The organism is Terribacillus sp. JSM ZJ617, from assembly GCF_044383785.1.
Lineage (GTDB): Bacteria > Bacillota > Bacilli > Bacillales > Amphibacillaceae > Terribacillus.
Genome location: NZ_JBISEQ010000002.1, coordinates 282356 through 306212, shown reverse-complemented (window position 1 = coordinate 306212; position 23857 = coordinate 282356). Strand labels below are relative to the sequence as shown.

At 42.4% G+C, this 23857-nt stretch carries 26 protein-coding genes; 5 read left to right on the top strand and 21 right to left on the bottom strand.

From position 1 onward, the window contains the following. Positions 1 to 34: 34 nt before the first annotated feature. On the bottom strand, positions 35 to 2743 hold the full coding sequence (acnA, locus tag ACH6C1_RS07795; RefSeq protein WP_374076121.1) for an aconitate hydratase AcnA: 2709 nt from the start codon (positions 2741 to 2743) through the stop codon (positions 35 to 37). Positions 2744 to 2988: 245 nt separating this feature from the next. On the opposite strand from acnA, the gene ACH6C1_RS07790 reads away from it, so the two are divergent. After that, on the top strand, positions 2989 to 3114 hold the full coding sequence (locus tag ACH6C1_RS07790) for a small acid-soluble spore protein P (RefSeq protein WP_095217759.1): 126 nt from the start codon (positions 2989 to 2991) through the stop codon (positions 3112 to 3114). A 40-nt stretch (positions 3115 to 3154) separates the two neighbouring features. Here ACH6C1_RS07790 and ACH6C1_RS07785 read toward each other — a convergent pair whose 3' ends face one another. The 12 genes from ACH6C1_RS07785 to ACH6C1_RS07730 all read right to left on the bottom strand — a co-directional run bounded on the left by ACH6C1_RS07785 (position 3155) and on the right by ACH6C1_RS07730 (position 12150). Beyond that, complete coding sequence (locus ACH6C1_RS07785) at positions 3155 to 4261, bottom strand: ATP-binding protein (RefSeq protein WP_286160739.1); 1107 nt, start codon at positions 4259 to 4261, stop codon at positions 3155 to 3157. 186 nt (positions 4262 to 4447) lie between these two features. Next, on the bottom strand, positions 4448 to 4921 hold the full coding sequence (locus tag ACH6C1_RS07780; RefSeq protein ID WP_095223222.1) for a CcdC family protein: 474 nt from the start codon (positions 4919 to 4921) through the stop codon (positions 4448 to 4450). Positions 4922 to 4950: 29 nt separating this feature from the next. Further along, positions 4951 to 5310, bottom strand: coding sequence for a response regulator (locus ACH6C1_RS07775; protein WP_176465743.1), 360 nt, complete (start codon positions 5308 to 5310; stop codon positions 4951 to 4953). Then, on the bottom strand, positions 5285 to 5758 hold the full coding sequence (locus ACH6C1_RS07770; RefSeq protein ID WP_095223220.1) for a Na(+)/H(+) antiporter subunit B: 474 nt from the start codon (positions 5756 to 5758) through the stop codon (positions 5285 to 5287). The genes ACH6C1_RS07775 and ACH6C1_RS07770 overlap by 26 nt, the downstream gene beginning before the upstream one ends. A gap of 54 nt (positions 5759 to 5812) precedes the next feature. Then, positions 5813 to 6508, bottom strand: coding sequence for a cytochrome c biogenesis CcdA family protein (locus tag ACH6C1_RS07765; protein WP_374076116.1), 696 nt, complete (start codon positions 6506 to 6508; stop codon positions 5813 to 5815). A gap of 86 nt (positions 6509 to 6594) precedes the next feature. Next, positions 6595 to 7008, bottom strand: coding sequence for a YndM family protein (locus ACH6C1_RS07760; protein WP_374076114.1), 414 nt, complete (start codon positions 7006 to 7008; stop codon positions 6595 to 6597). 244 nt (positions 7009 to 7252) lie between these two features. Beyond that, on the bottom strand, positions 7253 to 7999 hold the full coding sequence (locus ACH6C1_RS07755) for a nucleotidyltransferase domain-containing protein (RefSeq protein ID WP_374076112.1): 747 nt from the start codon (positions 7997 to 7999) through the stop codon (positions 7253 to 7255). Between the two features lie 273 nt (positions 8000 to 8272). Continuing rightward, positions 8273 to 8494 carry a YneF family protein gene (locus tag ACH6C1_RS07750; protein ID WP_095223217.1) on the bottom strand — a complete coding sequence of 74 codons (222 nt, stop codon included), beginning with the start codon at positions 8492 to 8494 and terminating at the stop codon, positions 8273 to 8275. Between the two features lie 43 nt (positions 8495 to 8537). Continuing rightward, positions 8538 to 8936, bottom strand: a complete 399-nt coding sequence (sirA, locus tag ACH6C1_RS07745) for a sporulation inhibitor of replication protein SirA (protein ID WP_366249666.1) — start codon at positions 8934 to 8936, stop codon at positions 8538 to 8540. Positions 8937 to 9093: 157 nt separating this feature from the next. After that, positions 9094 to 11097: a transketolase gene (gene tkt / locus ACH6C1_RS07740; protein ID WP_095223215.1), complete on the bottom strand. Its 2004-nt coding sequence runs from the start codon at positions 11095 to 11097 to the stop codon at positions 9094 to 9096. A gap of 126 nt (positions 11098 to 11223) precedes the next feature. Continuing rightward, entirely contained in the window at positions 11224 to 11448 is a 225-nt protein-coding gene (locus tag ACH6C1_RS07735; protein WP_095223214.1) for a DUF896 domain-containing protein, read from the bottom strand. A gap of 42 nt (positions 11449 to 11490) precedes the next feature. Beyond that, a complete protein-coding gene (locus tag ACH6C1_RS07730; protein WP_095223213.1) occupies positions 11491 to 12150 on the bottom strand; it encodes a YneB family resolvase-like protein in 660 nt (219 codons plus the stop codon). A 284-nt stretch (positions 12151 to 12434) separates the two neighbouring features. Here ACH6C1_RS07730 and lexA point away from each other — a divergent pair, with 284 nt between their 5' ends. Then, complete coding sequence (gene lexA / locus ACH6C1_RS07725) at positions 12435 to 13064, top strand: transcriptional repressor LexA (protein ID WP_095223212.1); 630 nt, start codon at positions 12435 to 12437, stop codon at positions 13062 to 13064. A gap of 289 nt (positions 13065 to 13353) precedes the next feature. Here lexA and ACH6C1_RS07720 read toward each other — a convergent pair whose 3' ends face one another. Continuing rightward, complete coding sequence (locus tag ACH6C1_RS07720; protein WP_374076108.1) at positions 13354 to 13734, bottom strand: hypothetical protein; 381 nt, start codon at positions 13732 to 13734, stop codon at positions 13354 to 13356. Positions 13735 to 13914: 180 nt separating this feature from the next. On the opposite strand from ACH6C1_RS07720, the gene ACH6C1_RS07715 reads away from it, so the two are divergent. Then, positions 13915 to 14136, top strand: coding sequence for a DUF2188 domain-containing protein (locus tag ACH6C1_RS07715; RefSeq protein ID WP_374076106.1), 222 nt, complete (start codon positions 13915 to 13917; stop codon positions 14134 to 14136). Positions 14137 to 14235: 99 nt separating this feature from the next. Here ACH6C1_RS07715 and ACH6C1_RS07710 read toward each other — a convergent pair whose 3' ends face one another. After that, a complete protein-coding gene (locus ACH6C1_RS07710; protein ID WP_374076104.1) occupies positions 14236 to 14994 on the bottom strand; it encodes an SDR family oxidoreductase in 759 nt (252 codons plus the stop codon). A gap of 143 nt (positions 14995 to 15137) precedes the next feature. On the opposite strand from ACH6C1_RS07710, the gene ACH6C1_RS07705 reads away from it, so the two are divergent. Continuing rightward, on the top strand, positions 15138 to 15689 hold the full coding sequence (locus ACH6C1_RS07705) for a TetR/AcrR family transcriptional regulator (protein WP_374076102.1): 552 nt from the start codon (positions 15138 to 15140) through the stop codon (positions 15687 to 15689). Between the two features lie 269 nt (positions 15690 to 15958). Here the strand turns inward: ACH6C1_RS07705 and ACH6C1_RS07700 are convergent, their stop codons facing one another. Next, the gene (locus ACH6C1_RS07700; RefSeq protein WP_374076100.1) at positions 15959 to 16231 is read right to left on the bottom strand and encodes a holin; all 273 of its coding nucleotides are present in this window, start codon (positions 16229 to 16231) and stop codon (positions 15959 to 15961) included. Positions 16232 to 16823: 592 nt separating this feature from the next. On the opposite strand from ACH6C1_RS07700, the gene arr reads away from it, so the two are divergent. After that, the gene (arr, locus tag ACH6C1_RS07695) at positions 16824 to 17240 is read left to right on the top strand and encodes an NAD(+)--rifampin ADP-ribosyltransferase (RefSeq protein ID WP_374076098.1); all 417 of its coding nucleotides are present in this window, start codon (positions 16824 to 16826) and stop codon (positions 17238 to 17240) included. Between the two features lie 167 nt (positions 17241 to 17407). Here arr and ACH6C1_RS07690 read toward each other — a convergent pair whose 3' ends face one another. From ACH6C1_RS07690 to hflX, 5 genes are all read right to left on the bottom strand, one after another. Next, a complete protein-coding gene (locus ACH6C1_RS07690) occupies positions 17408 to 19081 on the bottom strand; it encodes a DUF2334 domain-containing protein (RefSeq protein ID WP_374076096.1) in 1674 nt (557 codons plus the stop codon). A 330-nt stretch (positions 19082 to 19411) separates the two neighbouring features. Further along, positions 19412 to 20746, bottom strand: coding sequence for a type I glutamate--ammonia ligase (gene glnA / locus ACH6C1_RS07685; RefSeq protein WP_095223198.1), 1335 nt, complete (start codon positions 20744 to 20746; stop codon positions 19412 to 19414). Between the two features lie 16 nt (positions 20747 to 20762). Further along, the gene (locus ACH6C1_RS07680) at positions 20763 to 21155 is read right to left on the bottom strand and encodes a MerR family transcriptional regulator (RefSeq protein WP_095223197.1); all 393 of its coding nucleotides are present in this window, start codon (positions 21153 to 21155) and stop codon (positions 20763 to 20765) included. Positions 21156 to 21252: 97 nt separating this feature from the next. Then, positions 21253 to 22506, bottom strand: a complete 1254-nt coding sequence (locus ACH6C1_RS07675) for a methionine gamma-lyase family protein (RefSeq protein ID WP_374076093.1) — start codon at positions 22504 to 22506, stop codon at positions 21253 to 21255. Next, positions 22503 to 23744, bottom strand: a complete 1242-nt coding sequence (hflX, locus tag ACH6C1_RS07670; protein WP_374076091.1) for a GTPase HflX — start codon at positions 23742 to 23744, stop codon at positions 22503 to 22505. Before hflX ends, ACH6C1_RS07675 begins: the two co-directional genes overlap by 4 nt. Positions 23745 to 23857 lie beyond the last annotated feature (113 nt).

Sequence of the window (23857 nt, the reverse complement as noted above, 5' to 3'; positions counted from 1 at the left end):
AGAAGCAGCCGGATCGGCTGCTTCTCCAAAGTTCTTATGCATGCTGCAGTTTGTTGCGTAATACCATGTTCAAGATACCACCGTGACGGTAATAATCAATTTCCACTTCACTGTCGAAACGGGCTACTGCTTCGAATTCGGTTACTTTGCCGTCTTCAGCAGTTGCTTTTACTTTGACAATATCACGCGGAGAAACATTTTCATCAATTGAAACGTCGATGCTTTCGCGGCCAGTCAAGCCAAGTGAATCTGCACTCTCGCCAGGCTGGAATTGCAATGGCAGCACACCCATCATGACAAGGTTGGAACGGTGGATCCGTTCGAAGCTCTGTGCGATGACAGTTTTGATACCAAGCAAGTTTGTACCTTTTGCTGCCCAGTCACGAGAGCTTCCCATACCGTAGTCTTCCCCAGCAAAGATAGCCAGTCCAGTTTGATCAGCTTGATATTTCATTGCCGCATCATAGATTGGCATTACTTCATCTGTCGGCCAGTAAGTTGTGTAACCGCCCTCTGTACCTGGTGCCAGCTGGTTGCGGATACGAATGTTTGCAAATGTACCGCGCATCATTACCTCGTGGTTACCGCGACGGGAACCGTAGGAGTTGAACTCGCGAGGTGTGACACCTTTATCCTGCAAGTATTTACCTGCTGGCATATCTTTCGCAATCGCACCAGCTGGAGAAATGTGATCCGTTGTTACAGAGTCGCCAAACTTCCCGATTACGCGCAAACCTTGTAAAGGCTGCACTGTGCCGCTTCCTCCAGAGATGTTCTCGAAGAAAGTAGGATTTTGGATGTAAGTTGAATCTGCATCCCATTTGTAAAGAGGTTCTTCAGTTGTAGCGATTTCATTCCATTTCGCATTGGAATTGAAAACATCCTCATACTCCTTACGGAAGATTTCCGGTGTAACAACTTCAGCAACTGCATCCCGGATTTCTTTAGGAGATGGCCATAGATCTTTGAAGTAAACTGCGTTTCCGTCTTTATCCGTTCCGATTGGGTCGTTATCCAAGTCGATATCCACTGTACCTGCAAGTGCATAAGCCACAACTAGCGGCGGTGAAGCCAGATAGTTTGCTCGTACAAGCGGGTGGATACGGCCTTCGAAGTTACGGTTGCCAGAAAGTACGGATGCAACCGTCAAATCGCTTGAAGAAATTGCTTCTTCAATTTCAGGCGATAACGGTCCAGAGTTACCGATACATGTCGTACAGCCATACCCTACCAGCGTAAAGCCCAATTGATCAAGATAAGGTGTCAGACCTGCATCATCCAAGTAACGTGTTACTACTTTAGAACCTGGTGCAAGAGATGTTTTCACATACGCTGGCACAGTCAGTCCTTTTTCAACCGCATTCTTTGCAAGAATACCCGCTCCAAGCATTACGTACGGGTTCGAAGTATTCGTACAGGAAGTGATCGCAGCAATTGCGACAGCACCTGTTTTCATTGTGGATGTCTTGCCATCCGGATGATGTACTTCAACTGACTTATCGAATTCACTCTTATCCAGTCCGAATCCTTGGTTGCCAGATGGTGCAGTGATTGAATCAACGAATGATTTCTGCATGCCGGAAAGCGGAATCAAATCCTGCGGACGCTTCGGACCAGATAGGTTCGGCTCCAATGCAGAAAGGTCTATTTCCACCAATTCCGTATACTCGGGATCGCGCGTATCCGGAGTGTACCAGAAGTTGTTTTCCTTTGCATACTTCTCAACCAAGTCGATTTGTTCCTGGCTTCTGCCTGTCAGATGCATGTAGTTCAGTGTTTCTTCGTCAATTGGGAAGAAACCGCATGTCGCTCCGTATTCCGGTGCCATATTCGAGATTGTTGCACGGTCAGCAAGCGGCATATCCGCAAGTCCCGGACCGAAGAATTCCACGAATTTTCCGACTACGCTCTTCTGACGAAGTACTTGTGTCACCTTAAGCGCCAGGTCGGTTGCAGTGGACCCAGCTGGCATCGTACCAACGAATTTCACTCCGATTACATCTGGAGCTGGGAAGTAAGATGGTTGTCCAAGCATGCTTGCTTCTGCTTCGATACCGCCGACACCCCAGCCAAGGACACCCAGTCCATTGATCATCGTCGTATGGGAATCGGTACCAACCAATGTATCAGGATAAGCAGTATACGAACCGTCTGCGTCCTCGTTAGCGTGGACAACATTCGCTAAGTATTCCAGGTTTACCTGGTGGACGATACCAGTTGCTGGCGGAACAGCACGGTAGTTATCGAATGCTTTTTGCGCCCAATTTAAAAATTCATAACGTTCTTTGTTTCGCTCAAATTCCAATTCCATGTTCACTTTCAGCGCATCCTGCGTGCCATACTTGTCAACCTGTACAGAGTGGTCAATGACAAGATCCACCGGGATTTCCGGATTGATCCGATCTGCATCTCCTCCAAGATCGACCATCGCTTTCCTAAGAGAAGCGAGATCCACGACTGCCGGTACACCAGTAAAGTCCTGCAGGATAACACGGGAAGGCTTGAATGGTACATCGGTGATGTTCCCATTCCCCCAGTTTGCTAAGCCTTCAACATGCTCGTCCTTGATTGCAAAGCCATCGTGCTGACGGATCAGCGATTCAAGCAGTACACGGATTGAGAATGGCAAACGGGAGACAGTTCCGAGCCCTTTCTCTTCAAGCGCTTTCAATTGATAGTAATTGTACGTCTTTCCGTTTAATTCAAACTGTTTCTTTGCGTTGTATGAATTATTTCCCACCATCGTATGAACAAACCCCCTTGTGAATTAGCCTGCTCTATCACAATCTTATGATAGAACAGCACGAGCTAACATCGATTTGCACTTTTTATTCTAAATGAAAACGATTCATAAGTAAATTAATTAAGAGCAAAAAACACGCGTAAAATAGGGAAAACTAGCGCATTTTGCGCTCTACCTATAGATTTTGATAACGCTCGCATAAGGGGTTCTGTACAAGGAATAATAGCTACTATGGAGGTGAAAAAATGGGAGATCAGAAAGGGAAACAACGCAAACACCCAGAAAAGGTGAATGAGCCTCTAAGCGGGTCAAAGAAGGTAAAAAACAAAAATCATAGCAGGCAGAAACATAATAGTCATCACGACATGTAAAAGAAACATGGCCTCTTATAAAAGAGGCCATGTATAAATATTATAAGCTAATTGGCAGGGACACCCTGAAGGTACTCCCCTTCGTTTCATTACGGAGGATATCAAGTGCACCATTATGCTTGTCCAGTATTTGCGTACAAATCATCAAACCAAGTCCCGTCCCTTCTTTCTTTGTCGTAAAGAAAGGCTCCTTGAGCTTGGCAAGCACCTCATCCGGGATACCAGGACCCTCATCCACTACATCTACTATGCAATCCCTGCCCACTTGACGCTGGCGAATATCAATCTTGCCTCCGTGTGGCATTTCTTCAAGCGCATTCTTTATAAGATTGATAAAGAGCTGCTTGATTTGAGATCGGTCACATAGCAGTCTGCTGTTTTCCCCTTTTTCAAAGCTTATCTGGACATTTTGCAGACGAGCTTGGGAATAAAGCAATGTGATGACATCCTGCAGCATTTCATGAATCGTTTCCGATTCTTTGTTTTCTGCTACCGGCTTTGAAATGAATAGAAGCTCTGATGTGATTGTTTCGATCTTCTCTATTTCATCAACCATGATCTTGTAATATTCTTCTTTCCGGCTGATTCCGGCCTGAATAAGCTGGAGGAATCCTTTTAGACTAGTCAGCGGATTACGAATCTCGTGTGCAATTCCAGCCGCAAGCTGTCCAGCTACACTCATCTTCTCAGAGCGGAACATCATCTCTTCTATTTCTTTCTTATCGGACACATCCTTAGCCACGCCAATATAATAAGGTACACCCTGATTTTCTGTCAAAGAGATACTCGCTTCCATCCAAATATGCTTGCCGCGATTATCCAGTACAGTCAGATGAAACCTCTGCGGCCATTCTGTTGTCGTCTCGAACCTATTCCGCAGGACAGGCACGTCACATGAATCCAAATATGCTAAAGAAGATGTACCGACCACTTCTTCCGGCAAATAGCCAAGCAGCCTTGTAATCGACGAAGAAGTATAGTGAATCATTCCTTCGTAGTCACAGACGAAAACTATATCAAATCCGTTTTGATCGATCCATTGCAGCATCGGTGCGGGAAGTTCAGCCAAAGAATGTGGATCAAAGCCTGTCGGATTAAATGAAGCCGCTTCTTTCTTTTTCTCTGTCTTATAGTCGTCTTCGTTCAAGCTCCTTCGCCCCCTTTTATGTGACCTTATTCGTGCATCTATGTATGTATAGTCCTTTTGATAAGTATGTTACTACAATTATAGAAAAAACAAAACGTCCATACCACGATTTTCCTAAAACTTGTATAGACAAAACAAATATATGAAAAAAGACCTTCTTACTGGAAGAAAGTCTTTCGCCAACCATCAGGTGATTTGTAAGCGTCTTTCGAGCCGTTTGTACTTCCAAAGCATCGCAATCCGCCAAGAGACGATCATACCGAACGCCAGCAGGAAAAACACCCCACCCATTTCTCCGATTTCAATTGTCTGGCCAATCGCGACCTTCAACAATACCCGAACAAATACGAGTCCGACTATGATTACCGCGAATGCTTTCGAAGGCTTCAGAAATATCTTCTCATCCCTCACTTCAAAATTGGAAGTCAAAATTAAAAGACTGGAGAAAATGATTCCGGCTCCAAGCGAGAACCAGACCTCCCACCACGGCACACGAAACACCGGGAAAAGAAACATTAGTGCACCGGTGCTCATGAATAACGGCGGCAGGATGATTTTCTTCGCCGTTACCGGTCTTGCAGCTGCCCGCATCCGGACCATTGCAACTGCAAGGCCCATACATGCAACCAGGATGGTACTGATGATAACAGGTAATGTCATACCCTTACCTTCTTTCAATTTACATTTCTTTAATTGAGAATGCGTTCAACCGTCTCTATAACCCTCGTATCCTCAAAAGGCTTCGTAATGAAGTCCTTCGCGCCAAGCTCGATCGCTTGCATGACAATGCGCTGCTGCCCCATGGCAGAACACATGATCACCTTTGCATTTGGATCCTGTGTGATAATCTCTTTTAAAGCTGCAAGCCCATCCATATGCGGCATTGTAATATCCATAAAGACGATATCAGGCTCTGTTTTCAGATATTGAGACACAGCCTCGTGTCCATCTGCTGCTTCTCCGGCGATTTCATAATTGTTTTCGATAAGCAGGCCACGCAATGTTTTCCGCATGAATTTTGCATCATCTACTATTAGTATCTTTGCCACTTGCATTCTCCTCACTGCTTGAACGATCTTGTGCGATTGACAGGATGATCGTCAGAGCTATACCAACAACAGTAAGATATACCCCTAGATCAAAAAACGTCGCTGTAGCCAATTCCAGCTCGCCTAAAACAGGCAAGTGGATATATGTAAACGTATGGCTCAGGAATGGCTGTCCAAATAGGAATGACCCTGCACTAGTCAGGATGGCGATAAGCACACCTGTTACTGTCAAAACACGATAGTTGATCGGCAAGATCTTGCTGACTGTCTTGAAGCCATATGCCATATACATGAGCACTAAAGCAGCAGCAGTCCCAAGTCCTCCAATGAATCCTCCACCCGGAGAATTATGGCCTGCAAAGAACAGATAGACCGAAAATCCGAGCAACAAAAAAGATATGAGCACGGTTGTTGTTTTGAAAATAAGATTATTCGGCGAAAATTCCACATTCGACACCCTTTCCCTACATATTTTAAACTACTTCTCTCTTTTTTTCACGATTTAAAAACCGTAAAAAGAGAAAAAACTGGCTAGATAGGAAGTAATCTTTGTCGTTAGATCGAATAAAAGCAGAATGCCTATGAGAATCAGGAAATATCCACTTATTTCATGCAGTATTTTTCCGGTTCTTCTTAATCGTTGCAGTCGAGATCCGAAGAACCCCCAAATGAAGAAAGGAATGCTGAAGCCCAGTACATAAGCTGCCATAAGAGGGACAGCCCCGAACGGCTGCAAGGCAGCGCTTGTCATGATTCCTGCAAGTATAGGGCCTGTACAAGGTGTCCATCCCATTGCGAAGGAAAGTCCGATCAGGAACGAACCAGCATATCCAGGCGGCCTGTTTTTAAAACGCAGCAAGGTTTTGGATGACTGCCACCTTCCTCCTAGCAGCCCTATCTGCACTGCACCAAGCAGAATCAGCATGATTCCTCCGATGACTCGTATATAGGATTGGTATGTAAAAAGCCATTCAGATAACGCTAATGCGCTGTACCCAAGCAGTAAAAAGATTGTTGAAAAGCCAATCAGGAAGAAGACTGTATGCAGAAGCCATCCGTTTTTATATGTTCTTTTATCAGGTGAACCTGGAATGACACCAGTCAGATAAGAAAGAAATGCCGGATAAAGAGGAAGTACACATGGTGAAAGAAAGGAAAGGAACCCAGCCGTTACAGCCAGCAGTATTGTTACCTCCATACGAATTCCTCCTGTTAAAAACTTATAAGCAAAAGGAATCCCCAAAAGGGATTCCTTTCTTTAGTTATTCTCCACTATAGCACAGTTCAGGACATCCCAACAGTTTGGGCATTATGATCCTCGATCACATGATTATTAACATAGCGATGGAAGAACCATTCTCCGATACCAATTACGACCGCGGAGATCAGAGATGCCATCACAACATTATCATCAGGATTCAATAAAGCTTCCCCTAACAGCCAAAGAACGATGAAAGTCAATATTGCGTCACTAACTGTCGCAATTGCGTTCCGCTTTGTAAAATCACCGTCAGGCTTACTTCGGTCACCAGCTCTGCTTAAAATGAGTAAGTCACCAATCACATATGCCGCAATTGTCAAAACGACACTCATCAGTAGCGTATCGCTGAATTCCGTATCGAACATAAGGGTGAAAACAATCCATAAAACAGCTAAAATCATGATGAATTTGATCACAAGTGCTTTCACATGTTTCATTTCTTATCACTCCTTTTTTAATCAAATACCATTATCGCTGCAGATTCAAACCTATTTGTCTGCATTAAGAGTGTTGCCAGATTCATACATTTCATACCTTTGGTCTTCATTAAAAGGAGGATGACAGCACGTTTTCATGAAATGCTAAATCGCATTTTGAAGTATGCAAAGTATATGTAAATATTATCTTACCTTGTGGTCATTACATTCGGCATCTTGATTCTATCTTAATTAATGCTAGGATTTATTTACCAATTGCAGCCGAATTGATACGAATCAAAAGCTGATTAATCGCATGATAATCCGGCTTCTCAGGAAGTGTGGAATGCTCAGCTGCTCTCTTAAGATCATTGTCTAGTAGCTCTATAAGCTCTACAGCTTCACCAAAAGTGTATGCACCCTTCCTACAGTCGAGCAAGAAGCTGCGATTTGGTCTAAATGTGCTAAAATCGCCTGTCTCTAATATCTCAATAGCACTTGTCAATAACCTGACGCTATGCATAAAGAACTTCGTGTCATATCCATAAAGGTCTATCAAGTCCTGTCTGCCTGATCTGCTGACATTTCTTTGTTTTAACTTCTGAATTTGAGAATTAGCATACCCCCCGAACTTCTTTTGGATTGCTTTAGAAAGGAATAGATGCCGGTTATCAATTAGCTGCTGCCCTGGTTCTGTTATTTTTAAGTACTGATCTTTGTTCAAAAACAAGATTTCTATGTTATTTGGTACACCTATCATTGCGTCCTTAACGAACTTTGTAATATGAATAATATTGATATCTACATCGTCTTTCGTATTTTTGAAATTCTTGCCGCCGCTGCTGTTATATTCGTTGAATGATTCCAATCCTAAGAAGTAATTTACTGGCGGAATGCAGATACCTTTGTAGTCTTTATCCGAGTCTTCCGTATTCGTTCCATAAGCATAGCTGCCTGTTAAAGCCATTATAATGGTTCTTTCTTCAAGCCAATCATAATCGATGGATCGCATCTCTTTACCACTCCCCTTCAGTTAGTGTTATCAAGAAATGTATATTAAAAACTTATGATTTTTCAACTGCTCCTCCTGGTCCGCGTTAAATATATTATTTAACATAACCATATAAAACAGGATTTGAACAAATCAAAAAACCACTTTTCCTGCTAAATCTCTTAGCAGAAAAAGTGGTTCCTGGATTCAATTAACTATTACCAGCAATCAAATCCCTTGTTTGCAATGCCAAATCGCCAACTTAAAACGTCAAAGCTATATAGAAATAATTGCTTATTTACCTTGTTGGTTATTCATTGCGCGCATCATTTGGTTGATTTTCTTTTGTGATGGTTTTTGACCCATTTGCATCATCATTGTACGAAGCATCTGTTCATTAATTGGCGGGTTTTTCTTAAGATAGTTCATCATGTATCTTCTGGCGATGAAAAATCCAAGCGCAACGCCGATAATCAATGCAGCCAGTGCTATAAGTACGACCCAGATCGGACTCATATTGGCTTCCTCCTTCAAAATATCTCTAATCTAGTATAGACAATCAAAAGGAAGAATACAATAGATGAACCCGTGATTGCAGGTCATTTTTTATGATAGGCGCAATCCAGCCGCAATTGTTGGCTGCTGGCTCTATAATAAAGAAGGAAGAATCAAAGTGGCGGAGCTCTGAAAAGACAGTCTCTTCGGCCGTCGTCAAGGAATCGCATACCACTCGGAGATAGTGCTGATCCGTCTCGATATAGACGCCATCATCCTGAAGAAGGGCTTGCTGAAGTGACGCTCCGGGAGGAAAATCATAAGTGATATAATCCAGCTGCTCTTGCACATATGCAGTATTCTCCACTTGACTGGAGAGGAAAAAGCGATAGAGGATATCCGATTTATAAAAATAGCGGAAATAGATCTCGTGTTTCACCCAATAGACGAAGTATTCTTTCACAAGCTTGTCCCTCCTTCTCCTTTGAAAGAATAGTATACGCTAGGATCAATGCTTAATCCCTCGGAACTTGTAGCAAAGGGACACGAAGTTAAAAAGGTTTACTCGAATTTTGTCATAAAAGAAAAAGACCGGCCAACATCTACGGCCGGTCTTTCTATTAATCCAAAATGGATTTCACTTTTTCAATCACATTCTCAACAGTAAAGCCGAATGCTTCAATCAATTTATCTCCGTTGCCAGAGGCACCGAAAGTATTAATACCGATTACTTTGCCTTCATCACCGACATATCTTTCCCAGCCTAGCGGAGAAGCCATTTCGATACCAACACGTTTCTTCACTGCTGGAGGAAGGACGCTATCCTTGTAGGACTGCTCCTGAAGCTCGAAACGATCCCAAGAAGGCATGCTGACTACTGACGCCTCGATGTTTTGTTCACGAAGTGCTTCTTGTGCACGTACAGCCAACTGAACTTCTGAACCAGTTGCAAGAAGCAATACATCAGCCGTTTCCTTCTGGGCTGGGCTTACAACATACGCACCCTTCTTCACGCCTTCATACGCAGCTTGCTGCGTGGATGGAAGTGTCGGAAGATCTTGACGAGTCAAAACAAGCGCCGTTGGAACCTTATCAGATTCAAGCGCCAGTCTCCATGCAGCCTGTGTTTCGTTACCGTCTGCAGGACGGACAACACTCAAGCCAGGCATTGCGCGCAAGGATGGCAGCTGTTCGATTGGTTCATGTGTTGGACCATCTTCTCCGACTGCAATAGAATCATGTGTCAATACGTATGTCACAGGTGTTCCCATCAATGCAGACAAACGGATAGCTGGACGCAAGTAATCGCTGAAGACGAAGAAAGTACCACCGTACACTTTCAATCCACCATGAAGTGCCATACCGTTCAGTGCAGCACCCATTGCGAATTCACGTACACCGAACCAGATATTGCGTCCGCTGTAGTTGGCTTTGGAGAAGTTCTCTTCTTTTGCAAGCAATGTTTTATTCGAACCTGCAAGGTCAGCACTTCCGCCGAACAAGCTAGGCACTGCATCTGCGATTGCGTTCAATACTTTACCAGAAGCAGAACGAGTGGCAGTCTTGTCTTTGCCCTCTTCATATGTCGGAAGCGTATCTGCCCAACCTTCTGGCAATTCACCTTTGATTGCAGTAGTCAGTTCTTTTGCAAGCTCAGGGTGCGCTTCCTCATACTTAGCAAATAACTCATTCCAAGCCTTTTCTGCTTCTGCGCCTTTTTTGATGACTTTCTCTTCGAAATCACCATAAACCTCTTCCGGAACGTGGAATTCTTCATGCTCCCACTTGTAATATTCCTTCGTAAGCTTCACTTCATCAACACCTAGCGGTGAACCATGGGAAGCGCTTTTTGCTGATTTGTTCGGAGAACCATATCCAATAACTGTTTTCACTTCGATCAAAGTTGGCTGTGTTGTATTCGCTTTTGCTTGTTTGATTGCCTCACGAATCGCATCTACATTTCTGCCTTCTTCGACGCGGATAACTTGCCAGCCATAAGCTTTGAAGCGATCCTCTACGTTTTCAGAGAAGCTGTGGTGAAGATCACCATCGAGAGAAATATCATTGGAATCATATAGCACGATCAGCTTGTCCAAGCCAAGGTGGCCTGCAAGTGAAGCTGTTTCATGCGAAATACCTTCCATTAAGTCACCATCACCACAAATTGCATATGTGTAGTGATCTACAACAGGGAAGCCCTCTTTATTATACTTCGCTGCAAGATGCGCCTCTGCCATCGCCATACCAGTAGCCATCGCGATACCTTGTCCAAGCGGACCAGTAGTTGCTTCGACACCATCTGTATGATGGACTTCCGGATGTCCTGGTGTACGTGATCCGTACTGGCGGAAGGATTTCAAATCATCAATGGATACTTTGTATCCAGACAAATGCAAGAGGGAATACAATAACATGGAACCATGTCCAGCAGACAATACGAAACGGTCCCGGTTGAACCAATGGGAATTCTTCGGATTGTGAGCCATGAAATCGGTGAAAAGCGTATAAGCCATCGGCGCTGCACCCATCGGCATACCTGGGTGGCCGGAATTCGCTGCTTCGATTGCATCGATTGATAACGTACGAATTGTATTAATGGAAAGCAATTCTGTAGTCTGAACCATGTAAACATCCCTTTCATCTAGCAAATTATGTACTCTTGTTCATCCTATACAAAAATCTTCCGATAAACAAGGATTTATATATAGAAAAAGAAGGGAAAGGCTGTACATAGAGTCAGCCATCCCTTCTTATTCCTCTTCACGTAATTTTTTTACTTTTTCTGGTGTTACGTCATTGCCTTCACGATCCATAACTGTCATCGACTTGAACTGGTTTTTGAATGAAGAACGTACATTTCCCAGATATTCCTGTCTTAGTTCCTTTTGCTCTTTCTGTTCGCTAAGGCTGAGTCCTTCTGCCTTTGCTTTATTTGCTAACGCATTGAGGCGTGCTAATTTGTCTTTACTTAACATGTGTATATGCTCCTTTAAGCATTAAAGTTGATACACACTATGTTACCCGCTAGCGTCTTCCGATTCAAGCGAAAGATATTCCTGGTACCTTCTATGTACGGTCGCCTTTGATACATGAAAGCCCATACCTCGCAGAACAGAGCTGATTTCCTGGAAAGTAAGCTTGTTATTTCGCAGCCTGATCACTTCTTGAATCGGAAAATCAATCCGCTCTCTGCCCGGTGCAGCCTGCTGATTGCTCAGATTCTTGCTTGGATTATATCCTGCCTCGATTGCCCTTCTCATACCCCGCTTGATCTTCATATTATGGATCTTCCGCTGATACTCCTCGACTATACCAACGATTTGGAGCACCATACCATCCGATTCCGAAAGCTGGAATTCGCCATGCTGGCTAAGTGTATAAACCTTGACCTCCAGCTTTTGAAGATGATGGAACAAAGCAATCTTTGTATTGCCTCGCCCCAACCTTGTCTCATCCTGAATGAGGAGACAGTCTGCTTCACGCGCTGTGAACAAATCCAGCATGCGAAAAATCCCCGGCCGTTCGATGTCATAACCGCTCTGCTTTTCTTCGATGATATCGATGACCTCTATGTCGGAGGACGCAGCAAGACTGATGAGCTCCTCGCGCTGGCGCTCAATCGAGCTTGCCTGCTCGTCCTTTTCTGTACTTACTCTGCAATAGATGACTGCTTTCATTGATGTACCCTCTCAGTTCGACTAATTAGACGCTCATTATAAGTGTAAAGTATAAGAAGAAAAGCGTGAAGCCGAAAAGCACATAATAGAATAGATCTGATTTCGCTAGTTTTTTGAACATGGTAGACCCCTCCGTGTTTTAAGAACGTGCGTTCTCTTTGTTAATTCCATTATATACGAACATAGGTTCTAGTCAAGGCTTTTTTTCGAACGGATGTTTGTATATTGCAATCTATCATGGTATACTCTATGTAATAAAAATATATGCACGGGGTGTTCGATACATGATAAAACTATCGAAAAGACAGGAAGCGATTCTAGCATACATAAAGGAGCAGGTACTCGATAAAGGGTACCCGCCATCCGTCAGGGAAATCGGCGAAGCAGTCGGCTTGGCATCAAGCTCTACCGTTCACGGCCACCTTTCCCGTTTAGAGAAGAAAGGTCTTATCCGCCGTGACCCGACAAAGCCGCGTGCCATCGAGGTATTATCATTGGATAGTGATGATCAGACAGATATTCCCCGCGGTGAGGCAAACTATGCTCCCGTTATCGGAAAGGTAACAGCTGGTATTCCAATTACTGCAGTGGAGAATATAGAAGAATATGTACCTGTTCCTAGCCATTTAGTAGGTCCGGATGATAATATATTCGTTCTGGTCATTGTTGGGGAAAGTATGATTGAAGCTGGTATTCTTGACGGAGACATGGTAATCGTCAAACAGCAGCAAACGGCTCAGAACGGAGAAATTGTTGTGGCGATGACCGAGGACAATGAAGCTACTGTGAAACGTTTCTTCAAAGAAGAAAATCAGATACGACTGCAACCGGAAAACAGTACGATGGATCCTATCATTTTGGATAATGTCAGCATTTTAGGGAAAGTAATAGGCTTATATCGCTCCATCCAATAAAATCGGCTTCGGCCGGTTTTTTTTTCATAGAATTTACACAGTTTCTGCCTGCTTTCGACATACTTTTTGGGTATATTAGATTATTCTATTACCAAAAGTTAGAAAGCGGGTGGTATCGTGAAGCTGTTTTACAAGCTTGTCTGCAAGTTGCGAGGCCGTCATAAGATTGATAGTGTCACTGATTCGTGTAAATGTGGATATACCAGAAGCTACCGCAGAGAACAACATAGTATGGATGATTATTATCTTAAAGAACGCTAAACACACATTGTATGAATAAGGAGCTTGCCTATACGGCAAGCTCCTCTTTTGTGCTTTTCATTATTGCCAGTTTCAATGCTTCGAGAAGGATACCTGGTGTCACTTTTTCGTATGTCTCCCCAAGTAGCTGCTTGGCACCATCCAGAATTCGCCGGTTACCCATCAAAGCTAACAGCTCATGTCCTTTTACTAAGATATCGTCAATAAAAACATCTCTATAGTCCTTAGAGTTTGTTACAACACCTAAAATGAACCCTTCCTGCAGCAGCACTTCTGCGTGATGTACGACATCGTATGGTATGCATGTTCCTACAGCGCATCGGTATTCTCTTGCTTTCGTTCCTTGGAGTTGGTCTGCTTCTAACTGTTCCAATATTTCATGAAATAACGTAACACGTAGTTTTGGCATTTGATCTCCTCCTTGTTATGGTTCTATTATTCCACATATCGTTTTTCAATCTCCTGAAAAGTTTGTACATTATTTCACAAATAAGTGACAACTTAGAGAACTGCTTGAACCATACTAACTTGCATTAATATAGCAATTATGTGGTATAGACCTTATGAGCCAATTATTGGAGGTGGAATAATGTCAAACTATCACACTAACCCAGACGGGAATGGCAGTTGGCAAGTTAAGAAAGAAGGGGCAAAGCGTGCTTCAGGCCGTTTTGTCAAGCAGAAAGAAGCAATGGATTATGGGAAAGAACTAGCTAAGCGGACTGAAGGCGAACACTTCATTCACGGACGAGACGGAAGAATTCGGGAACGTGATTCTTATGGAAATGATCCATTCCCGCCAAGGGGCTGAATTTAGTCATGGATAGAACGCAAAGGGCATTTAAAATCTTAAAATAAATAACAAAACCTGAAATAGTTTCAGGTTTTGTTATACATCTTCTGCTTTCTATTAGTATGCAGTCCATCCTGCGTCTGCTGCTATGACCTGCCCATTGACGAAGCTTGACTCATCAGAACCTAAGAAAAGAGCAAGTTGAGCGATTTCAGCTGGTTTCCCTACACGCGGCATTGTTTCATTACCAGTCATTTGACGCCCGGCTCCAAATTCCGAGATACTCGTCATAGATGCACTTATGTTTGTCTCGACCCCACCCGGGGCTATACCATTACACCGGATACCAGAGTGTGCGTACATATATGCCGTATTTTTCGTCAATCCAGTTACTGCATGCTTGGAAGCTGTATATGCTGCTCCTGCACGCGCTCCTCGCAAACCGCCTGCTGATATATTATTGACGATTACACCATGACCTTGTTCCAAGAAGATATTTGTAGCAATACGCATTGCCCTCATGACACCAGTGGTGTTCACAGCAAAGACGCGATCCCACTTCTCATCCGTAATCTCTCCTACCGGTTCCATCCCGTCCATAATACCCGCATTGTTAACCAAAATATCTAATTTACCAAATGCTTCTTTCGTTTCTGCAAATAACCGCTCCAAATCCGCTGACTCTGCGACGTTTGTACGGTTAGCAATTGCCGCGCCGCCCTTCTCCTTTATAGCCTCTGCAACTGCTTGCGCCCCTTCAAAGTTAAAGTCAGATACAACTACTTGTGCCCCTTCTTTTGCGTAAAGTTCTGCTATTGCTTTCCCCATTCCTGAAGCCGCACCTGTTACGATTGCTACTTTATCTTTTAATCTCATAATACAAGTCCCCCTTAGTTATTGTACATTTGTTCGATAAAATAATATTATATATTTGTAACTGTGTTCAATCAGCAGAATTAATCAGATTGTACAATATGGTACAAATTTTAAAAAAGTGTTCAATAAAAGGGGATTCTTCTTTGAATAAAAATGATTTGCGTGTTTTAAAAACAAAACAGAATATACACTTGTCATTAACGAACCTACTAAAAAAGAAGCCTTTAACTCAGATAAAAATAACTGAACTCTGTAAACAAGCCAATATTAATCGCGGGACATTTTATTTTCATTATCAAGAAATTGGAGATGTATTCAAGGAACTTTTTGAAGAGATTATGATAGATCTACGAAAATCCTATAATGAACCATATCGCTATAAAGAATATATTGATAGAGAAAAACTGGACCCAAAAACTGTCCGTATCTTCCATCACGTCAAAAAATATGAAGAGTTTTATAAAATAATCTTATCAAAAGAAGTATCTACCGAGTATTATTACATGCTGTTCGATGAAATACGCTCAATCCTTTTCGAGGATAAACATACAGCTTACCTCGAGGAAAAAGATTATTTATTCTCTTATATGTCAAATTCAATCATAGGTTTAATTATCGAGTGGTACCGCCGTGATTTTCAAGAATCAGCTGATAAAATGAATATACATTTAGTTAATATTCTTAAATTATATTGATATGATTGCAAAAGACGAATCTATATTACATACAAAAACCCCTGACTAGATACCAGGGGTTTGCCTAACAAACGCAGAAACTCCTATCATTTTATTTCAATACTTACCTATCTTTTTTTACGTTTCTTCCTTTACAGCTTTCTACTAATTTTAAATCACCGATCTTAATACGCACCAAATGCACAAACAAATGGGCCATTGTTTTCAAATATATACTTTAACAACAACACAACGAAACTTATAGAGAAGAATTGAAAAAGGCAACCCCCTTAGGCCGCCTTATCATTATTATTATTTGAAATTGTCTTTTTACCCAATGAGTACAATCCTGATGCCGCAAGCCCAGCAAAGCCACCTGACCATAGCCTCAAGACTACATCCAACTCAGTGAACGGCCAAGCCAAAAATCCTACGAGAATACCTATGAGCAAACTAATCAACGGTAAATACCTGTTGTTTACTGTGATTGTCACTTTTATCAGTTGTACTAAAGCAATTACAATGGGGCTGATAATCGAAGCAAAGGTCATTACTTCTTCCATTTATCATCACCTCTCCTGTATTCGTACTTATTAATTCCTTTCTGCATTACTGAATTCCTTCAATTTAAAAAATGTCCCAAGAGTCACTGGATAATTAAAATATAACCCTTTCAGCCTTAGAAATACTGAATAACCTGCTGCAACATGGCGCGTGTTCCTGCTCTTCTGCTAACACGTTTCTGAGCAGTAGTACGGGCAGCTATTTACTCCTATAACCAAAAATTCGGAACAGAACTTTCCGATTAGGATCGAGATTACAAAAACAGAATGCACGAATAATGGTGGGATGCTTTAGGGGTTGGAGTAAAATTCAAGTAGTATATAAAAAAAGAAAAACCCCAGACACCAATGGTATCCGGGGTTTCCTTAAAACGTATTAGAAGTTCTCCATCACTAATCGAGTTCCCATGGGAACTTGTGTGCGGTACAGAATTTAACTAGTTATATCCCATAAAACAAAAGGTAAATATCGTCGTTATCTTTCTATCTATTTACATTGTATCATTACTTGGAAATCATTTATAGACTACTCTTTTTGTAATTCCTACATTATGCTTCTATATACAAATCTAAATATAAGAGGTGTATCGGTATGAATGACAAAAAAGATGTTTTAGATAATGGTCCTTTTTTTCATGGTACGAAAGCAGAACTAAATATTGGGGATTTATTAGTGCCACAGAACTTATCAAATTACCAAGATAAAAAATCTAACTATATATATTTTACTGCAACATTGAATGCTGCTAAATGGGGTGCTGAATTAGCAAGATCTGAATCAAAGGAAAGAATATATATTGTAGAACCATTAGGTGATTTTGAAAATGATCCAAACTTGACTGACAAAAGATTTCCTGGAAACCCAACACGTTCTTATAGGTCAAAATCTCCTTTGAAAATAATTGCTGAATTAAGTTCATGGGAAAGACATTCTGATGAAGAAATAAATCATATGCTTGCATCTTTAAAAAAGTTAACTGAAGAAGGAAAAAATGTAATATATGATTAATCTTTAATATCTATCAGTACTTGAAGTGGAAAAATTGAGATATTGTATTGGCAATATCTCAATTTGTTCATTTTCCTTTTTCGCCACACTTTTTATTAAAATATTGATGTCAATCAGAAATGAAATGTATAGACAAGGATTGAGTGTGCTTCTTACGATTCGACAGATTAGGAGGCGTTTTCTACTTGAGATATGCTTTTTTTCTTTCTTTTTCGTATTAAGAAAATCACTAAAGTTACCCCGACTAAAAGCACCGGAATAGACCATATTAGGCTTTTCCGTATAAGCAAGTTCCTTTCATAGTCACTAGCCAAGAAGGGCTTTTCCACTTGGTACTCTCCGCCTTTTGTAAATATGCTGATATCGTTTACTTGGACCCGATTGTCCCGCTGTTTTAAATCAAGCCATGTTCCATCAACCTCATTTAGATTTTTGACGACTTCTTTAAGCCCTTCTAATCCCAAATAAGGGTGATAAAAGGCAGATAAATAGGAATGATTATATTTTGATTTTATCTCTATTTTTTCCTGCATTTTCTCAATTGCTTTATCATCACCTTCTTCAATATAACCCAAGGTTTCCGGATACACAGTCATACCATGCACAAATTCAGGTCGTGACTCATACGGGGGTGCAAATTCTCCCTTCCAAGTTAAGTCAGTCAACTGCAGCTGTCCAACGTAAGAAGAAAAATGTTCGGATACTATTTTGTATCCTTGTTGAGAAATGGCATAGTGAGGTGCTTCAAAAGCAACGGGATAGAGATCATGAGCTACCAACTCTTCTATTCCGCTTTCTATTGCATTTTCCATATATGTCCTTTCATACTCTTCGCCTTCCTCAACAAAAGCCTCATATGCTGCATAAGTAGGAAAATCCGACATCTGCTTGGCTTTTTCATTGGCTGGCTGATAAATAGGCCTATCATTCTCAGCATCCCAAAATTCGAAGCCTTCACCTGTTTCTGAGCTGCGATATTGGTGCTTGTATCCATGCAACACTATACTTGCACCATTATTTTGCATGTATTTAAGCGTCTTCACTAATTTGGGTGAATCGACAAGGTGCACTGTTTTACCGTTATTCGTATACTCTGGAATTACCGCCACCATGTAAGGGATATCCTTTTCTTTAAGGAATTCTGCTTGTTCCCTTAACTGATCAGGATCTACCATGGGATGCACATCTTCAAGTCGTAGATACTTCGTGATTCCTTTTCCTTCTTCACCAAAGAAATTCATAAGTGACTGGGTTATATATTTTTCAAAAGGATTATAAAGATTTTGACCTGCAAAGTAATAAATATTATTCGAATTAAGCAGTAAAGGAACCGAGCCACTGCCGTCAACTTTATTTCCGACCAAAGAAACAGCAGTACCATTACCCGTCACATCATAAACTATCCGTTCCTCTGTCAAGTTTTGACTCTGATTTTCTGGGACCTCAACCTTATTAACCAAGGCTTCCCCATTTATGTTTAACCAAGGCATCTTTTCTTTAAACTGCTCTGCATTATGATTAATTGCAAAAAATGGGCCCTCGTAATTATTGAAAGTTTCCAGCAAGCTCTCTGACAATGCTTTCTTACCAGCGCCCAAATAAATAACATAATCAAACTCATTTAAATTCGCTTGACCAATATCTGCATCTTCAATGATTTTGTAATCGTCTTTGAATTGACCAACTAAGGTTTCCAAAATACGCACATCTTTTATTTGTTCTTCCTCCGTCTGGCTGTACACAATTAAAACTGAATCTTTACGATCAGCAAAGGAAGCGCTAGGTAAATTCAAAACAAATATTATAATTAGCAGCAACACAATAAATTTTTTTCGCAACATTACCTCTCTCCATTCATTATATCTCTGCATTAAATTTACCATATTTTTGTATAATATATAGTTAAAATTTATTGCCTAGCTCATCTGATCCATATTTATACCAGTTCTCTAAATCAGACCTTTTTGTGTTCCATGAATCTCTTCAGCATGGAGATAACATCGCTATATATTCTCATATTTCAAAAGTAATTAGAACAGAACACATCGGATTAATATGAGGAATAAAAAAATGCGTGGATACATGGGGTGCTTTGGAGGTGGAATAAAACTCACAAAAACAACACAAAAAGAAAAAACCCCTGATACCAGTGGTATCAGGGGTTTCCTCCATTAAAAGTCTTCCATGTACTGTTCGCGTTCCCATGGGTGAACTTGCGTGCGGAACATATCCCACTCGATTTCTTTCGCTTCGATGAAGTGTTCGAATAGGTGATCGCCTAGTGCTTCGACGATGATGTCGTCGGATTTAAGCTGCTCAAGAGCATCGTATAGTGTAGCTGGAAGATCTGCTACGCCGTTCTTTTCTCTTTCTGCTTTATCCATAACGTAGATGTTACGGTCGATGGAAGCAGGTGCTTCCATGTTGTTCTTGATTCCATCAAGACCTGCAGCAAGCAATACACTCATTGCTAGGTACGGGTTTGCAGATGGATCAACACTGCGCACTTCGACACGTGTGCTTGCTCCGCGAGCGGATGGCACACGGATAAGCGGGCTGCGGTTTTTGCCGGACCATGCTACGTAGCATGGAGCTTCATAACCTGGTACAAGACGTTTGTAAGAGTTAACTGTCGGGTTTGTAACCGCTGTGAAGTTAACTGCATGCTTCAATGTACCTGCGATGAACTGGTAAGCTGTTTCAGAAAGCTTCAACTCGCCGCTTTCATCGTAGAAAGCATTTTTGCCGTCTTTGAATAGGGACATGTTACAGTGCATACCAGAACCGTTTACACCGAATAATGGTTTTGGCATGAATGTTGCATGCAAACCATGCTTTCTAGCAATTGTTTTTACTACTAGTTTGAATGTTTGGATGTCATCAGCATGTTTCAGTGCATCAGCATATTTGAAATCGATTTCGTGCTGGCCTGGTGCCACTTCGTGGTGGGAAGCTTCAATTTCAAAGCCCATCTCTTCCAATTCCAATACGATATCACGACGAGTAGTTTCGCCTAGGTCAGTTGGTGCAAGGTCGAAGTAACCGCCTTTATCGTTCAATTCCAATGTCGGCTCGCCTTTTTCATCAAGTTTGAACAAGAAGAATTCCGGCTCTGTACCGATGTTGAATGCGCTGAATCCAAGCTCTTCCATTTTTTTAATGTTACGCTTCAGGTTGTAACGCGGGCAGCCTTCGAATGGCTCTCCTTCTGGAGTGTAGATATCACAGATGAAACGTGCCACTTTGCCTTTTTCGCTTGTCCATGGGAATACGACGAACGTATCCAAGTCCGGGTAAAGCTTCATGTCGGACTCTTCGATGCGTACGAAACCTTCGATGGAAGATCCGTCGAACATCATTTCGTTATCCAATGCTTTGTCCAGCTGGCTAAGCGGGATTTCCACGTTTTTAATTGTGCCAAGCAAGTCGGTGAACTGTAAGCGAATGAACTTTACGTTCTCCTCCTTGATAATCTTGATTACATCTTCTCTAGTAAATTTCGCCATTCTTTCTCCTCCTCTATTAATGGAAGAATCGTGATAACTCTCCCTGACGTAACGAAGCTTTGCCTAATCGTCCGGTATCCATCAGTTCCTGACGCAGCATCTGTCTTAATGCTTTATCAGAGATTTCCGGTTCGATCGGTGTTTCAAGCATTTCTGCTGTCGGTTTTTCTCTGTATGGCAGCATTTGCTTGATTCCGGCAAGGTTGATTCCTTTATCGATCAATTCCTTGATTTCCAGCAGTCGATCCACATCATTGAATGAGAAAAGACGCTGATTGCCTTCTGTTCTTGCTGGGAAAATCAGTCCGTTGTCTTCATAATAACGGATTTGTCTCGCTGTTAATGCAGTAAGTGATTTTACAATACCAATAGAGAACAAGGGCATAGATCGGCGATTCATGTCACTCATTTATCGTCCATCCCCTTTCCTTATGTACTCTACGTCTATTATAAACGTAGGTAATTTTAAATGTCAACACGTGTTAGCTTAGTTGACATGAAAATTTTTAGTATGCTTGATTAGTTGATATCAAGCCTTTTTCTAATAGATTTTGAGCTGCATCCATAATAGCGAGCTTCACATGGGCATAAGTCAAACCGCCCTGGACAAAAGCCGTATATGGCGGGCGGATCGGTCCGTCTGCTGTTAATTCCAGGCTGGCTCCTTGGATGAAGGTTCCGGCTGCCATGATGACATCACTTTCATATCCTGGCATCGGTGCTGCATGCGGCGTCACATGAGCGTTGACAGGTGATGCATGCTGGATTGCCTGACAAAAGGCAATCATCTGATCTGCCGAGTGGAAGTTCACTGATTGAATCAAATCGACGCGTTTGCTGTTGAATTTCGGTGAAGTCGAAAAGCCGAGAAGCTCAAGAAATCTTGATGTAAAGACAGCTCCTTTTAACGCCTCCCCAACAACATGCGGTGCCAGGAAGAATCCTTGGAACAGCTCTTGCAGCATGCCAAGTGATGCTCCTGTTTCTTTTCCGAGTCCCGGTGCAGTCAAACGGTTGGCACACAACTCGATCAAATCAGTCCGGCCGGCAATATAGCCTCCCGCACGTACGATACCGCCGCCTGGATTCTTGATTAGTGATCCGGCAATCAAATCCGCACCAACATGGAGCGGCTCCTCTGTTTCGGCGAATTCTCCATAGCAGTTATCGACGAAAACGATAGCTTCTGGATACTTCCCTTTTACGAAAGAAACCATTTCACCGATTTCTGTAACAGAAAAAGAAGGCCGGTCGGCATATCCTTTGGAACGCTGGATCGCCACCACCTTCGTCTTCTCAGAAAGCTTATCTGCTAAAGCTGGATAGTCGATTGCACCATCCTCTGTCAGATCAACCGCATCGTATGCGACACCGAAATCCTTTAATGAACCTGTATCTTCTTCTCGGTTTCCAATGACGCCTTCCAGCGTGTCATATGGCTTTCCGGTAATATAAAGCAATTGATCACCAGGACGCAAAACACCGAATAATGCAGTTGTTATCGCGTGTGTACCTGAAACGATCTGAGGACGCACAAGTGCATCCTCTCCGCCGAACACTTCTGCGTAAACCTGTTCAAGGGTCTCCCGGCCAAAGTCATCATATCCATAACCCGTTGTGGGATTGAAATGACTGTCACTTACGCGCTGATTGCGGAATGCATCCATCACTCGTTTCTGATTCTTTTCTACAATGGAATCTATTCCAGCGCGCTCGGCGCTTGTTTCTTCTTCTGTTCTTCTTGCTGTTTCGTTTATCATGCTTCATTCTTTCCTTTCAACTGATGGAAAAGCGGATGATTTGGCAATACGTACCCGCTCACTTCATAAGCATCCATTTCCTCGTTGTAATTCCTTTTTGTTAAAATCGTCTCCTGCGCAAGCTTGTCCAATAGACGGCCGCCAGAGGCAGGTACGATTGTATCATAAAATTCACTTGCTTCCTGGATCATTTCCTGTACCTTTTCCATTAAAAGTCTGCGGTCTTCTTCTTTGAATGCAGAGATCTGGACATATGGATGTGCACTAGCAATGAAATCCTCTGTTAATAAATCTGCTTTGTTGTAAACTGTCAAAATCGGCAATTGATCGGCTTCGAGTTCACGGAGCAGCTTCAGTACAGTCGCCTGCTGCTGTTCATGATCCGGATGCGCACTATTCACCATATGAATGATAAAATCAGCTTCTGTCACTTCCTCCAGTGTTGAACGGAAAGCGGCGATAAGAGCTGTCGGAAGGTCCTGGATAAAGCCAACCGTATCCGTGAGCAGCGCTTGAAAACCGGATGGAAGGCGCATACGGCGCGTCATCGGATCCAACGTAGCGAACAGCTGGTCCTGCTCCAGACTGTCGTTTCCAGTCACGCGGTTGAAGATTGTCGATTTACCGGCATTTGTATAGCCGACCAAGGCAATTTGAAAAGCCTGATTTGCTTTTCGTCGTTCCCGGTAACGGGAGCGGTGCGACACGACAGCTTTCAGCTGCTGCTTGATTTCGTCGATCCGGCGTCGAATATGGCGTCTATCGGTTTCAAGCTTCGTTTCACCAGGACCTCTAGTCCCGATACCAGCTCCAAGCCTGCTCATTTCTGTACCTTGTCCATATAGTCTAGGGAGCAAATATTGCATCTGTGCCAGTTCCACCTGCAGTTTACCTTCACGGGTATGTGCACGTGTTGCGAATATATCAAGAATTAGCTGACTCCGGTCGATGACCCGGACCCCGATTCGATTGCTGATATTTTTCAATTGTCCTGGAGACAATTCGTCGTTTGATATGACCAGAAGCGGCTCTTCCTGCTCAACCAGCTCGGCAAGTTCCTCGAGCTTCCCTGATCCGAAATATGTACCAGGATGCAGGCGTTCCCGTTTCTGCGTGACAATCCCTGCCACTTCGCCCCCTGCTGTCTCTGTTAATGCTTCTAATTCATCGAGCGAGGATTGAAACCGCTCCAATGTCTGATTCTGGTGATGGACTGCCATCAATAATACACGTTCCATACTGTCACCCTTTCTATATGTCATTATACCCTATCAGACAAGGAAAAAGCCTTCGCTTTATGCGAAAGCTTTTGGGATGGGAGCATTCGTGAAGATGTAGTTATAATAAATAG